The 13,521-nt window shown below is 68.8% G+C and carries 12 protein-coding genes, 1 tRNA gene and 1 pseudogene; 9 read left to right on the top strand and 5 right to left on the bottom strand.

Features of this window, described 5'->3' with window-relative positions; translation table 11 throughout:
* Positions 1 to 48: 48 nt before the first annotated feature.
* From FV227_RS00075 to FV227_RS00040, 7 genes are all read left to right on the top strand, one after another.
* Positions 49 to 537, top strand: a complete 489-nt coding sequence (locus FV227_RS00075) for an RDD family protein (protein WP_147727423.1) — start codon at positions 49 to 51, stop codon at positions 535 to 537.
* A gap of 158 nt (positions 538 to 695) precedes the next feature.
* Positions 696 to 1,451, top strand: a complete 756-nt coding sequence (locus tag FV227_RS00070) for an arginyltransferase (RefSeq protein WP_147727422.1) — start codon at positions 696 to 698, stop codon at positions 1,449 to 1,451.
* A 104-nt stretch (positions 1,452 to 1,555) separates the two neighbouring features.
* Entirely contained in the window at positions 1,556 to 2,863 is a 1,308-nt protein-coding gene (gene purB, locus FV227_RS00065) for an adenylosuccinate lyase (RefSeq protein WP_147727421.1), read from the top strand.
* Positions 2,864 to 2,921: 58 nt separating this feature from the next.
* A complete protein-coding gene (locus FV227_RS00060) occupies positions 2,922 to 3,779 on the top strand; it encodes a D-amino-acid transaminase (protein WP_147727420.1) in 858 nt (285 codons plus the stop codon).
* Positions 3,780 to 4,068: 289 nt separating this feature from the next.
* Positions 4,069 to 4,410, top strand: a complete 342-nt coding sequence (locus FV227_RS00050; RefSeq protein WP_147858061.1) for a hypothetical protein — start codon at positions 4,069 to 4,071, stop codon at positions 4,408 to 4,410.
* A gap of 159 nt (positions 4,411 to 4,569) precedes the next feature.
* Entirely contained in the window at positions 4,570 to 5,862 is a 1,293-nt protein-coding gene (locus tag FV227_RS00045; RefSeq protein ID WP_147858060.1) for an adenylosuccinate synthase, read from the top strand.
* 51 nt (positions 5,863 to 5,913) lie between these two features.
* Positions 5,914 to 7,314: a histidine kinase gene (locus FV227_RS00040; RefSeq protein ID WP_147858059.1), complete on the top strand. Its 1,401-nt coding sequence runs from the start codon at positions 5,914 to 5,916 to the stop codon at positions 7,312 to 7,314.
* Positions 7,315 to 7,404: 90 nt separating this feature from the next.
* Here FV227_RS00040 and rpoH read toward each other — a convergent pair whose 3' ends face one another.
* On the bottom strand, positions 7,405 to 8,289 hold the full coding sequence (gene rpoH / locus FV227_RS00035; protein ID WP_147728070.1) for an RNA polymerase sigma factor RpoH: 885 nt from the start codon (positions 8,287 to 8,289) through the stop codon (positions 7,405 to 7,407).
* Positions 8,290 to 8,532: 243 nt separating this feature from the next.
* On the bottom strand, positions 8,533 to 9,510 hold the full coding sequence (locus FV227_RS00030; protein ID WP_147858134.1) for an RluA family pseudouridine synthase: 978 nt from the start codon (positions 9,508 to 9,510) through the stop codon (positions 8,533 to 8,535).
* A gap of 128 nt (positions 9,511 to 9,638) precedes the next feature.
* Between FV227_RS00030 and FV227_RS00025 the strand changes: the two genes are divergently transcribed.
* Positions 9,639 to 9,713: transfer RNA gene (locus FV227_RS00025), tRNA-Glu, on the top strand.
* Positions 9,714 to 9,884: 171 nt separating this feature from the next.
* Positions 9,885 to 10,142 (top strand): hypothetical protein, encoded by a 258-nt coding sequence (locus FV227_RS00020; RefSeq protein WP_147728069.1) that lies wholly within the window; start codon positions 9,885 to 9,887, stop codon positions 10,140 to 10,142.
* A gap of 127 nt (positions 10,143 to 10,269) precedes the next feature.
* Here the strand turns inward: FV227_RS00020 and FV227_RS00015 are convergent, their stop codons facing one another.
* From FV227_RS00015 to FV227_RS29580, 3 genes and pseudogenes are all read right to left on the bottom strand, one after another.
* Positions 10,270 to 10,485 carry a hypothetical protein gene (locus FV227_RS00015; RefSeq protein WP_147728068.1) on the bottom strand — a complete coding sequence of 72 codons (216 nt, stop codon included), beginning with the start codon at positions 10,483 to 10,485 and terminating at the stop codon, positions 10,270 to 10,272.
* 46 nt (positions 10,486 to 10,531) lie between these two features.
* Positions 10,532 to 12,892 carry an EAL domain-containing protein gene (locus tag FV227_RS00010; protein WP_147858058.1) on the bottom strand — a complete coding sequence of 787 codons (2,361 nt, stop codon included), beginning with the start codon at positions 12,890 to 12,892 and terminating at the stop codon, positions 10,532 to 10,534.
* A 450-nt stretch (positions 12,893 to 13,342) separates the two neighbouring features.
* A pseudogene (locus FV227_RS29580) lies at positions 13,343 to 13,521 on the bottom strand (chemotaxis protein); the annotation flags it as partial.

Raw genomic sequence — 13,521 nt, 5'->3', positions numbered from 1 at the left:
GGGCGATTCCCATGTGACGGTCCAGCGATGTCACGCGAGATCACGGCCATGCTGAACCCCCGCTCCGATTACGCCCGCCCGTTCGAAGCGCCGAGCTACCTGCCCCCCGTGACGATGCCGGCGGTCCGCGCCAGCCTCGGCGGCCGCACGGTCGCCTACCTGCTCGACATCCTGTTCATCCTCGGCTTCAGCGCCCTGCTCTGGGTCGCGATCGCCTTCCTCGGCGTGGTCACCTTCGGCCTCGGCTGGGCGCTGTTCGCGGTCCTGCCGGCGAGCGGCGTGATCTACAGTGCGATCACCGTCGGCGGCTCGCGCCAGAGCACGCTCGGGATGCGGATGATGGGCCTGCGCGTCGTCGCGCCGGAGACCGGGCGGCCGGTCGACCTGATCACCGCCGCGGTCCACGCGCTGCTGTTCTACGTCGCGATCTCGACCTTCCTGCTGTGGTTCGTCGATCTCGCCTTCGGCCTGGTCCGCAGCGATCGCCGCCTCGGCCACGACGTGCTCCTCGGCCTCGCCGTCGTGCGCGCCGGCTGACGTCGCGACCGCGCGGGCAAACGGTTTCGGCCGCGCGCACCGGCGCGGCGAAATTGTCGCCTCGCCTTGGCCGGCAACCCATTGAGCGCGGCCACGGCCGCGTTACACTGCAGCGGCGGCCCGGCGCAGGAACCCGTGGCGAGAGGGCAGCGCGAAGCGTGACGAGCCACCCGCGCGACACACCGCAATTCTACCTGACGGCGCCGTCGAACTGCCCCTACCTGCCGGGGCAGGAGGAGCGGAAGGTGTTCACGCACCTCGTCGGCCGTCGCGCCCGCGATCTCAACGAGATCCTGACGCAGGGCGGCTTCCGCCGCTCGCAGACCATCGCCTACCGCCCGGCCTGCGAGACCTGCCGCGCCTGCATTTCGGTGCGCGTGGTGGTGTCCGACTTCGTCGCCAGCGGCAGCCAACGCCGGATCCTGTCGCGCAGCGCCGACCTCGTCGGCACGCCCGAGCCGAACCGCCCGGCCTCCGAGCAGTACGCCCTGTTTCGCCGCTACCTCGACGCCCGCCACGGCGACGGCGGCATGGTCGACATGACGGTGCTCGACTACGCGATGATGATCGAGGACAGCCACGTCGACACGCACCTCGTCGCCTATCGCCGGCGCGGGCCCGACACCGCGATCCATGGCCGCGGCGTCGGCGGCCTGGTGGCGCTCTGCCTCACCGACGTGCTCTCCGATGGCCTGTCGATGGTGTACTCGTTCTACGACCCGGCGGAGGCCCACCGGTCGCTTGGGACCTACATGATCCTCGATCATATCCGGCGCGCCCACGAGATGGGCCTGCCGTACCTCTACCTCGGTTACTGGGTCGAGGGCTCGCGCAAGATGGACTACAAGGCCCGCTTCCTGCCGCAGGAGCGGTTGCAGCCGCAGGGTTGGGTGCGGGTCGAGCCGAAGGCGTAACGCCAGCGCGGTCAGCAGGGCCGGCCGGCCCTGCGGTGCGTTCACCTCCCGGCTCAGCCGTGCTAGGCGCGCGGCACGATACGCCCGCGAGATCCGAGACGCCGATGATCCCCCGCTACAGCCGCCCCGCGATGACGGCGATCTGGTCGCCCGAATCCCGCTTCCGGATCTGGTTCGAGATCGAGGCGCACGCCACCACGGCGCTCAGCGAGATCGGCGTCGTGCCGAAGGAGGCCGCGGACAAGGTCTGGGAGAAGGGCCGCGACGCGGTGTTCGACGTGGCCCGCATCGACGCGATCGAGGCGGTGACCAAGCACGACGTCATCGCCTTCCTCACGCATCTGTCGGAGATCGTCGGGCCGGAGGCGCGCTTCGTCCACCAAGGCATGACCTCGTCGGACGTGCTCGACACCTGCCTCAACGTCCAGCTCGTCCGCGCCGCCGACATCCTGATCGCCGACGTCGATGCGCTGCTCGCCGCCCTGAAGCGCCGCGCGCTCGAGCACAAGCTCACCCCGACCATCGGCCGCTCGCACGGCATCCACGCCGAGCCCGTTACCTTCGGCCTCAAGCTCGCCCAGGCCTACGCCGAGTTCGCGCGCAACCGCACCCGGCTGGTGCTGGCGCGGGAGGAGATCGCCACCTGCGCGATCTCGGGCGCGGTCGGGACCTTCGCCAACATCGACCCGCGGGTCGAGGCCTACGTCGCCGAGAAGATGGGGCTGACGGTCGAGCCGGTCTCTACCCAGGTCATCCCGCGCGACCGGCACGCGATGTTCTTCGCGACGCTCGGCGTCGTCGCCTCGTCGCTCGAGCGGCTCGCGATCGAGGTGCGTCACCTGCAGCGCACCGAGGTGCTGGAGGCCGAGGAGTTCTTCTCGGAAGGCCAGAAGGGCTCGTCGGCGATGCCGCACAAGCGCAATCCGGTGCTGACCGAGAACGTCACCGGGCTCACCCGCATGGTGCGCGCCTACGCGCTGCCGGCGATGGAGAACGTGGCGCTCTGGCACGAGCGCGACATCTCGCACTCCTCCGTCGAGCGGATGATCGGGCCGGATTCTACCGTCACCCTCGACTTCGCGCTCGCCCGCATGACGGGGGTGATCGACAAGCTGCTGATCTACCCGGCCCAGATGCAGAAGAATCTCGACCGGCTCGGCGGCCTCGTCCACTCGCAGCGCGTGCTGTTGGCCCTGACGCAGGCGGGCGTCAGTCGCGAGGACGCGTATCGCCTCGTCCAGCGCAACGCGATGCCGGTCTGGCGCGGGGAGGGCGACTTCCTCGCCCTGCTGAAGGGCGATGCCGAGGTCACGGCGGCCCTGTCGCCCGAGCAGATCGAGGAATGCTTCGATCTCGGCTACCACTTCAAGCACGTGGACACGATCTTCTCGCGGGTCTTCGGGGACGGCTGAACCCCGCACGAATCCTGCTTGGAACGATATCGACCGGTCATCGCAAAGGGCATCCGCCGTGGCGTCACCCCGCATCGTCTACCTCAACGGCGAATTCCTGCCCTTCGACCAGGCCCGCGTGCCGGTGATGGATCGCGGGTTCCTGTTCGCGGACGGGATCTATGAGGTCTCGGCGATCATCGACGGGCGCCTCGTCGACAACGCGGCGCATCTTGCCCGCCTCGACCGGTCGCTCGGCGAGATCGGCATCCGCAACCCGCACGACGCGGCCGCCTGGGAGCGCCTGCAGACCCAGCTCGTCGCCCGGAACGGGGTCGTCGAGGGGCTGGTCTACATGCAGGTCACGCGCGGCGTGCACGAGCGCGACTTCGCCTTCCCGCCCGCCGGCACGCCGCCGACCGTGATGATGTTCACGCAAGCCAAGACCGTGCTCGCCAACACGCTGGCCGAGACCGGCGCTAAGGTGGTCACGGTCGAGGACCTGCGCTGGAAGCGGCGCGACATCAAGTCGGTCGCCCTGCTCGCACAGGTGCTGGCCAAGCAGGCCGCCGCGGAGGCCGGCGTCGCCGAAGCCTGGATGGTCGAGGACGGCGCGGTCACGGAGGGCTCGTCCTCCACCGCCTTCATCGCGACCAGGGACGGCCGCCTCGTCACCCGCCCGCTCTCGACCGCGCTCCTGCCCGGCATCACCCGCGCCGCGGTGATGCGGCTCGCCGCCGAGACCGGCCTGACGGTGGAGGAGCGCCTGTTCTCCGTCGAGGAGGCCTACGCGGCGGCAGAGGCGTTCTACACCAGCGCCTCGGCCTTCGTGATGCCGGTCGTCGCCATCGACGACCGCACGATCGGCGAGGGCGTCCCCGGCCCGATCGCCCGCCGCCTGCGCGAGCTCTACATCGCGATGGCGCGGGGGAGCTGAGGCGCATCCCTCGTCATTCCATTCGACGGAATGTCCTCGACTCGTCTTCCCTCCCCCCTCCGCGGGGGAGGGTGGCCCGCGAAGCGGGTCGGGAGAGGGGAGCGCGCTGTCCGGAAAGGTCGCTCCCCTCTCCCGACCCTCGCTCATGCGAGGCCCACCCTCCCCCGCGGAGGGGGGAGGGAAGTGGCGCCTCATTCGATCAGGACATCCGGTCCCAAAAGATCGCGATAGGAACGGTTCCCCGGCCTCGGTGTTTGCTTCCCGATCGCGAACGAGAGGGAGGTCTTCGTTGTCAAAGGTCCTGACGGGGCTCGCCGCCTTGGTCTTCGCGCTGGTCGCCACGGCCGCGCTCGCCCAGAATCCCGATGCGCCGCTGAAGGGTCGCGACAGCGATCCGGTGCTGCCGCCCCAGAATCAGACGCCGCCCGATCGCGTGCGCCCGAATGCCGACGCGCCGCCGGCCGATTCCACGCTCAGCGACAAGCTGCGGCAGAGCGACGGCGTCATCAAGCCGCCGGGCAACGCGGCCCCCGGCATGGTGGTCGAGCCGCCGAACCCGAACGCCGGCTCCATGCCGGTGATCAAGCCGGGCGAGCTGCCGGGGCAGAAGCCCGGAACCGAAGCCAAATAGGCTCCGCGCCGAAGCTCGTCCCCTGCCGGTTCGACACGGCGGGGGCGGTTTGCTTGATTTCCCGGACCGGATCGCGGAAACACCCTCACGGCAACGGGTTTTCTCTCGCGCGGCGCAACGCCGGGCGCCCGCGAACGGGCCACGGGTCTGAAGGCACGCATGGCGAACGTCGTCGTCGTAGGCGCCCAATGGGGCGATGAGGGCAAGGGCAAGATCGTCGACTGGCTCTCCGAGCAGGCCGACATCGTGGTCCGCTTCCAGGGCGGCCACAATGCCGGGCATACGCTCGTCATCGACGGCGTGACCTACAAGCTGGCGCTGCTGCCCTCGGGCGTGGTGCGCGGCGGCAAGCTCTCGGTGATCGGCAACGGCGTCGTCGTCGACCCATGGCACCTCGTCGACGAGATCGCCCGCATCCAGGCGCAGGGCGTCGAGGTCTCGCCGCGATCCCTCCGCATCGCCGACAACGCGACGCTGATCCTGCCGCTGCACCGCGAGCTCGACCATTTCCGCGAGACCGCCAACGCCGGGCTGAAGATCGGCACGACCAAGCGCGGCATCGGCCCGGCCTACGAGGACAAGGTCGGCCGCCGCGCGATCCGCGTGGTCGATCTCGCCGATGCCGACACCCTGCCGGCCAAAATCGAGCGGGTGCTGACCCACCACAACGCCCTGCGCCGCGGCCTCGGCATCGCCGAGGTCGACGCGGGCGCCCTGCTGTCCGAATTGAAGGCGATCGCGCCGACGATCCTGCCCTATGCCTGCCCGGTCTGGGCGCTGCTCGACGAGGAACGCCGCGCCGGCAAGCGCATCCTGTTCGAGGGCGCGCAGGGCGCGCTGCTCGACGTCGACCACGGCACCTATCCGTTCGTCACCTCGTCGAACATCGTCGCGGCGCAGGCGGCGACCGGCTCGGGCCTCGGCCCGGGCGTGATCGGCTACGTGCTCGGCATCGCCAAGGCCTACACCACCCGCGTCGGCGAGGGCCCGTTCCCGACCGAGCTGTTCGACGAGATCGGCGAGACCATCGGCCGGAAGGGCCGCGAGTTCGGCGTCAACACCGGGCGCAAGCGGCGCTGCGGCTGGTTCGACGCGGTGCTGGTGCGCCAGACCGTGCGGACCTCGGGCATCGACGGCATCGCCCTGACCAAGCTCGACATCCTCGACGGGTTCGAGACGATCGAGGTCTGCACCGGCTACCGCCTCGACGGCGCGGTCATCGACCACCTGCCGGCGAGCCAGGCCGCGCAGGCCCGGGTCGAGCCGATCTACGAGACGATCCCCGGATGGTCGGAGACGACCGCCGGCGCCCGCTCCTGGGCCGAGCTGCCGGCGCAGGCGATCAAGTACGTCCGGCGCATCGAGGAGCTGATCGGCTGCCCGGTGGCGCTCCTCTCGACGTCGCCGGAGCGCGACGACACCATCCTGATGCACAATCCCTTCGAGGATTGATCGTCCGGTCCGCGCGACGCGCGGACCGCGAACCCGCGGATCCCTGAGGACATGGCCGATTACTACCCGTTGCTGGCGCGGGCGCTCGACGCCCTGCCCGACCGGACGCCGGCCATGCGCAAGGCGGTCTACGAGCGCGCGCGCAACGCCCTGATCGGCCAGCTCCGCTCCCTCGACCCGCCGCTGCCCGAGGCGGACATCGATCTCGAGCGGCAGGCGCTCGACAACGCCATCGCGCGCCTGGAGGTCGATTACGGCGCACCTGCGCCGGCACCGGAGGTCGCCCCGCCGCCCGCGCCGGCGATCGTGCCGCCTCCGCCGCCGCAACCGCCGATCCCCGAACCGACCCCGGCGCCGCTGCCGGCCCCCGTGCTCGAGCCCGAGCCGCAGCCCGAAGCCACGCCGTTCCTCCCGCCGGCTCCGGCCCCGTCCTTCCTGCCGAAGCCGCCGGAGGAGCCGCGCGAGGCCGCCGTGCCGATCACCGCGCGCAAGCCCAAGGGCGCGGATCCGATCCCCGAGCCGGAGCCTGCCGCGGTCCAGCCGGCTGAGGCCGTCGACGATCCGATCGCCGCCAACGATGCGGCGAACGGGCGGCAGCGCCCGCGCATCGACGTGGTGGCGCCGCGCGGCGGGCGCTCGCGGATGCTGCGCAACGCCTTCGTCGGCATCGTCCTGACGGTGGTGATCGGGCTGATCGCGGTCGCGGCGTTCCTGCTGCGCGACAAGCCGGCGAACCTGCCCTCCGGCGGTGCCGAGACGGCGGAAACCCAGCCGGAGGGCGCCGAGACGAAGTTCTCGGACCGGATCGGCGGCGACCCCGCCCCGAAGGCGTCGCCGCCGGCCGTCGCGACGGATCAGGCCGGGTCGCGCAATCCCGCGAGCCCGCCGAGCCAACCCGGGATCGCGGTGGCGCAGCGCGCCGTCCTGATCGAGGAGAACACCGCGGGCCAGAACGCGGCGCCGACCTCGACGACCGGCCGCGTGGTCTGGCGCCTCGATTCCGTTCCCGGCGAGCAGGGCCAGCCCCTGGAGACGGCGATCGTCGCCACGGTGACGGTGCCGGAGGCCGGCCTGACGCTGGTGATGACGATCCAGCGCAACCTCGACCAGACCCTGCCGGCCTCGCACACCATCAATCTCGTCTTCACCGGCACCGGCGCGGACGGCGAGAAGCGCTCGGTGCAGGATATCGGCCTGCTTCAGGCCAAGGACGACGAGGCCGCCCGCGGTTCGCCGGTCTCGGGCCTGCCGGTCCGCGTGCGGGAGAACCTGTTCCTGATCGGGCTGTCGTCGCTGCGCGGCGACGTCGACCGCAATACCGACCTGCTGCTGCACAAGCCCTGGTTCGACATCGCGATCCGCTACGCCAGCGGGCAGCGCGCCGTGCTCAATTTCGAGAAGGGCAGCGCCGGCACGCAGGTGGTGCAGGAGGCGTTCGACCAGTGGAAGTGAGCTGATCGCTTCGACGGAAGGCCGTGCCGCCCTCCCCGTATCGAGGGGAGGGGACATGCCCGGATGTCGTCGCCGACGCTGGTCTCGGCGTCACGCACCCATGCGCGGCAATTCCCGCGTCGCGAGGTTGCGTTTGACCGCTTCCTGGACCTTCTCGAACGCCCGCACCTCGATCTGGCGGACGCGCTCGCGCGAGACGCCGAACTCGCCCGAGAGGTCCTCCAGGGTGATCGGATCGTCGGCGAGGCGCCGCGCCTCGAAGATGCGACGCTCGCGGGCGTTGAGCACCGAGAGCGCGTCGCGCAGCGCCGAAAGCCGGTTCTGGCCTTCCTGCTCGCCGGCCAGCACCGTCTCCTGGCTCGGCGCGTTGTCGACGAGCCAATCCTGCCACTCGCCCTCGCCCTCCTCGCGCAGGGGCGCATTGAGGGAGGTGTCGCCGGACAGGCGGCGGTTCATGTCGATCACGTCCTGCTCCGGCACGCCGAGCCGGGTCGCGATCTGCGCCACCTGATCCGGCTTGAGGTCGCCCTCCTCGAGCGCCGAGATCTTGCCCTTGGCCTTGCGCAGGTTGAAGAACAGCTTCTTCTGGTTGGCGGTGGTGCCCATCTTCACGAGCGACCACGAGCGCAGGATGTATTCCTGGATCGCCGCCTTGATCCACCACATCGCGTAGGTCGCGAGGCGGAAGCCCTTGTCGGGATCGAAGCGCTTGACCGCCTGCATCAGGCCGACATTGCCCTCGGACACGACCTCGCCGATCGGCAGGCCGTAGCCGCGATAGCCCATGGCAATCTTGGCGACGAGGCGCAGGTGCGAGGTGACGAGGCGGTGCGCCGCCTCGCGGTCGCCGCCGTCGCGCCAGTTCTTGGCCAGCGTGAACTCTTCCGTCGGCTCCAGCATCGGGAACTTGCGGATCTCGTCGAGGTAGCGCGACAGGCCACCTTCGTTGGCGAGCACGGGCAATGCGCCGGCCATGGCATTCTCCTTGACGATGGTCCCCCTGGCGGGCGGACACTCTGGTGCGGAGCACCGCTTCTCAAGCCGGCTCTCCGAATCCCCATGGTAGAGGGGAAAACTCCGAGCCGGTAGCGGGTCCGCGACGCGAACATAGACCTCAACGCATCACGCCTCCGGAAGGTCGAACCTGTCACGATCGGTCGCGGGCCTCGGTGCGGTTTCACACGCTGGTCCTTGACCGTGGCCCGGCGGCCACGCGGCTCAGCGCTCCGCCAGCGCCGCCACCAGCCGCGTCATCTCCGGCGGGAGCGGGCTCTCGAAGCGGAGGTGCTCGCCGGTGCGCGGATGGGCGAAGCCGAGCAGCGCCGCGTGCAGCGCCTGCCGCCCGAGGGCCTTCAGCGCGGCCTGCGCGGTCTCCGACAGCCGCGCCGCCTTGGTGATGAAGGCGCCGCCGTAGACCGCGTCCCCCAGGAGCGGATGCCCGCGATGGGTCATGTGCACGCGAATCTGGTGCGTGCGCCCGGTCTCGAGCCGGCAGCGGACCAGGGCGGCCTCGGGGTAGGCCGCCTCGACCGCGTAGTGCGTCACCGCGTGCCGGCCCTCCTCCGGGCGCACCACCGCGATCTTCTCGCGGTTCTTGCGGCTGCGGTCGAGGTTGGCGTCGATGGTGCCGACCCGCGGCTCGGGCAGGCCCCAGACCAGGGCGAGGTAGGCCCGCTCCAGCGGCCCGTTGCGGCCGTGGTCGGCGAACTGCGCGGTGAGGCCCTTGTGGGCGGCGTCGTTCTTGGCGACGACGATCAGCCCGCTCGTGCCCTTGTCGAGCCGGTGGACGATGCCGGGCCGGCGCACGCCGCCGATCCCCGACAGGCTCGCCCCGCAATGGCCGATCAGCGCGTTGACGAGGGTGCCGGCCGCGTGCCCGGGCGCCGGATGGACCACCAATCCCGCTGGCTTGTCGATCACGATGAGGTCGGCGTCCTCGTAGGCGATGATGAGGTCGACCGCCTCCGCCTGCGGCTCGGCCGACACCGCCTCGGGCAGCACCACCGCGAGCACCGTGCCCGGCCCGACCTTCACCGCCGAATCCAGGATCGTCACCCCGTCGCGGCGGACATGGCCCGCCTTGACCAGATCCTGCAACCGCGCCCGCGACACGTCGGGAAAGGCGATCGCCAACGCCCTGTCGAGGCGCACCCGCTCCGCCTCCGGCCCGATCACCGCCTGCCGCTCGCCTTCGATCTCGAAACCCTGCAACACGCCACTCCTCACGACCCGGCGAAAAAGGCTCCGCCCGGGTCTTGCTCCATCGCCGTACCGTCGCTATACGAACGCCTCGCCGGCCGATAGCTTCATCAGCCGCAGCGACCGCGCCCATCGTCTAGCGGTTAGGACAGGTCCCTCTCACGGATCAGACCGGGGTTCGATTCCCCGTGGGCGCGCCACTTCCGTATAGGACTGCGAACATCAGGTACGGCTGTGCCACCGGCTCCTGTCACGGCAGTTTTTAGGCTTTCCTTGTCGCCGACGATGCGGATCACGTCCGCTCCGACCTCCACCCGGTCGACGATCGCCTGAATCCACGCCTTTCGAAACGGGATCTCGCCCGACGTCACGTGCTCGCGCATCAGGCGCTCGATCGCTTCGGGGCTGATATCTGCTGGACCCGGAACGGCATCACGGATCCGGCCGAGCGCGGCTTTTGTCAGTTCCTGCTCCGCCCACACAGCCGAAAGCCGCTCCTTCAGGAGGTCGTCCGGCTCGTCCTCACCGATCTAAACCAGCCGGTAGAGCCGCCGCAGCTTCTTCTCCGCTATCGCGAGCTCGCTTCGCAGCCACGCGGCCGTCGACATCCGCCGCACGCTCAGCTCTGAGCGCCTAGAGACAAGCCAAAGTAGCCCCCAGTCGCTTGGGCTGCAGCAGTTCGGCTACGAGGCGGTCGGTGACGAGCGAGTCGAACGTCACCATTCGGATCGAGCGGCCGGGGCAGCCCGTCGCACCTTAACGCACCTGCGTCGAGCAGCTGCAGTAGGTGTGCCCTTTCTTCGACTTCGAGGTTCCGGTCCGCAGCCTCATCGCGCCGCCGCACGTCGTGCGCGTCGCAAGTCCGGTGAGCAGGATCGGCCCCGTCACCACGCGTGCGGGCGTGACACGCGGATTGTGGGCGTTCAGCGTCGTCTGCACCGCGTTGGACACGTCATGCGCGATGAAAAGCAAATGTCGGGTTCATCCTGTAAGCAGCGCGACGAACGTCAGCGATTGCTCAAGCCGCGGCCTTCATGCCCGTCAGGAAACTCAGGAACTCGAGATGGGGCAGCGGACGGCTGACGTGATAGCCTTGAACCTGGCTGCATTGGGCCTCGGCGACGAACGCGTACTGTTCCGCCGTCTCCACACCTTCGACGGTGGTCGTCATACCCAGGCACGCGCCCATGGTGATGATGGCCCGGACGATCGCCGCACTCTCCGTATCCTCAGGCAGGAGACGAACGAAGGAACGATCGATCTTGATCTTCGAGAACGGGAAGCGGCGCAGATAGCTGAATGAGGAATACCCGGTCCCGAAGTCGTCCATCGCGAGGCTGACACCAAGCGCCTTGAGCTTCGTGAGCATCGAAAGGGTCCGTTCCTCGTCGTCGAGCATGACGCCTTCCGTGATTTCGAGTTCGAGACGGCCCGCCTCAAGCCCGGTCGCCTCGAGGGTCGCAGCGACCGTTTCCGCGAGACGGTCGTCGCGGAACTGAACGGGCGAGAGATTGACCGCCACCTTGATCGAGCTGGACCACGTCGACGCCTGCGTACAAGCCGTTCGCAGCACCCAGGCACCCAGGTGCAGGATGAGGCCGGTCTCCTCGGCCAGGGGGATGAACTCGATCGGCGGAATGAGGCCGCGTACAGGGTGACGCCAGCGGACCAGGGCTTCCGCTGCGGTCACTACCCCCGTCTCGGCATCGACGAGCGGCTGGTAGTGGACCTCGAACTCGCCGACCTCGAGGGCGCGGCGCATGTCGGCTTCCAAACGGATGCGCGCCTGCATGCGTTCGGCAAGCGCCGGCTCGAACAGGCAAAAAGACCCCTTGCCCTCACCCTTGACCTTGTAGAGGGCGAAATCGGCATTGCGGAGCAGTTCCTCGGGTTGGCTGCCGTTCAGCGGAGCCATCGCGATACCGATGCTGACGCCGACATGAACTAGCTGCCCGTCGAGCAGGAAGGGTCGATCGATCGCCTCCACGAGGGCAACCGCCAGAGATTCCGCAGACGCGACGCCGACGGAGCCCAGAAGCAGGATGGCGAACTCGTCCCCGCCGAGACGTGCCACGATGTTGGTTTCGCCGACGACGGCTTGCAGCCGTGCGGCGACCTTGCGCAGGAGGTCGTCGCCCATACCGTGACCGAGCGTATCGTTGACAAACTTGAACCGATCGAGATCGAGCATCAGCACGGCGAAGCCGCCTTCCCCGTTCCGCAAGGTCGCGGAATGGTGGGTCAGCAGGTCGCCGAAGCGAGCCCGGTTGGGCAACCCAGTCACGGTGTCCGTGAAGGCGAGCGTCCGGAGCCGTGCTTCCGATTGCAGGCGCTCCCGTTGGTCCCGGAAGGCGATCACGGTCTGGCGCTTGTGGCCGAGTGAGATGTCTTTCCGTACGACGCGGACCGGGACATGCCCACCCGCGGCGTCGACGAGCTCGACTTCGCGTTCCTCGTGTTCCGGGAGGTCGCCCAGCACCAGTCCGGGGAGCAGGCGTTTCACGTTGCACCCGACCAACTGTGCCTGAGTCAGGCCGGACATCTCTTCAAGGCTACGATTGGCCGTCGTCACGACTTCGCCGTCGCATACGGCGAGGCCTTCGAGCGAAAGGCTTGCCAGCTCCCGCAGACGCGCGCTGTCCCTGCGCAGCTGCGCCCGGGCATTCAAGGCGGACCGCAAGCCGAAGAAGGCGAGGCTGAGCAGGCCGAACGAGACGAGCGCGATGATCGGGGCGATCATCTCCGGGGCGATGGCGGAGGCGGGCAATGCCACCTGAGGGTCGTAGGCGATGGTGACCGCGGTCATACCGGCGAGATGCAGGACCACGATCGAACCGAACAGCAGGGGGCCGGCGAAACGTCGGCGGGAGCGATCGCGCTCACCCGCCATGATCAGGGCGAGGCCGGAAAGACCGAGGCTCAGGAGCACAGATGGAGCGATGAAGCCCCAGTCCCAGGTGACGTGCCCCGTCACACGATATGACGCCTGTCCGACGTAGTGAAGGGCTGTGACGCCCGAACCTAAAATGACGCCTGCCACGAAGCGGGGCGCACGCGCGCGCTGGCCGATGGAGAGGCCGACGCCGGTGCCGATCCCCCCGATCACGAGGAACAGCGAAACTGCCGTCAGGATCGGTTCAAAGCCGGCTGCCATGCCGGGTCGATAGGCCAGCAGGGCGATCATGTGGGTCGCCCACGCGGTACAGCCGGCGGCGACGATACTGACGATGCCCCATTTGCGCCGAGCTACGCCTTCCGAACGCGCCGCATGAGCGGCGATGGCGGATGAGGCGTAGATGCCGACGCTGCATACGACTGCGGCCAACAGCAACAGCTGCTCGTCGTGGAAGTCTCGAACGCAAGTCACAATCGAATGCATGTCGACTTCACTGGTGATATCAGAGTCGGAAGTGTCCGGTGATCAGAGGTGGCCATCGCACCTGGCTGCGGTGGCTTTACTCGCGCCTTTTTATGGTTGCGCCTTTGGGTGTGGACCGAGCAGAGTTTTGCCGTGTGGGATCAGGAGCTCGACTTCCGCTAGGGCTCGCACGGAGATGTCTTTCAGGTCGTCGGTGGAGGGACCAAAGCTCGCGTGCATCTGCAACGAAGACGTCCAAAATCTTTCGATGCCCGATCGTAATATCTCCCGTCGAGCGCGTAGGCCTTGTGCAGCAAGCGAACCGGCACTGCGTTGGTGGATCCGTTTTCCTGATCGGCATCCACGATCGTATCACGTGCGCTTGAGCCGACGACCGACCGCGTCGGCTTGGACCATCGGACAAGAGAAGCGAACTCAGCGCTCATCTCGTCCGCGCCTGGGACGACGTCTCTAGACAGCCGCTCGTGATGCCTGACGAACCTTTCGGGTGGCTTGATCGACTTGCTCGCTTGCCCGGGCGATGTCCTCCATGCTTCCGGCGATCGTCGTCACCCCGTGGGCGGCCGTATGCATGCTTCCCGACATCTCCCGGGTCACGGCGGACTGTTCCTCCACAGCAGCGGCGATGG

Origin of the sequence: Methylobacterium sp. WL119, assembly GCF_008039875.1 — a bacterium.
GTDB lineage: Bacteria > Pseudomonadota > Alphaproteobacteria > Rhizobiales > Beijerinckiaceae > Methylobacterium.
Note: the sequence above shows the minus strand (reverse complement) of the source record. Positions and strands in the feature narration are given on the sequence as shown.

Bases quoted from the DNA above. Each gene is read 5' to 3' on its own strand.
- FV227_RS00045 (WP_147858060.1), top strand. From the start codon at position 4,570: ATGGCGAACGTCGTCGTCGTAGGCGCCCAATGGGGCGATGAGGGCAAG.
- FV227_RS00075 (WP_147727423.1), top strand. From the start codon at position 49: ATGCTGAACCCCCGCTCCGATTACGCCCGCCCGTTCGAAGCGCCGAGC.
- purB (WP_147727421.1), top strand. From the start codon at position 1,556: ATGATCCCCCGCTACAGCCGCCCCGCGATGACGGCGATCTGGTCGCCC.
- rpoH (WP_147728070.1), bottom strand. From the start codon at position 8,289: ATGGCCGGCGCATTGCCCGTGCTCGCCAACGAAGGTGGCCTGTCGCGC.
- FV227_RS00040 (WP_147858059.1), top strand. From the start codon at position 5,914: ATGGCCGATTACTACCCGTTGCTGGCGCGGGCGCTCGACGCCCTGCCC.
- FV227_RS00010 (WP_147858058.1), bottom strand. From the start codon at position 12,892: ATGCATTCGATTGTGACTTGCGTTCGAGACTTCCACGACGAGCAGCTG.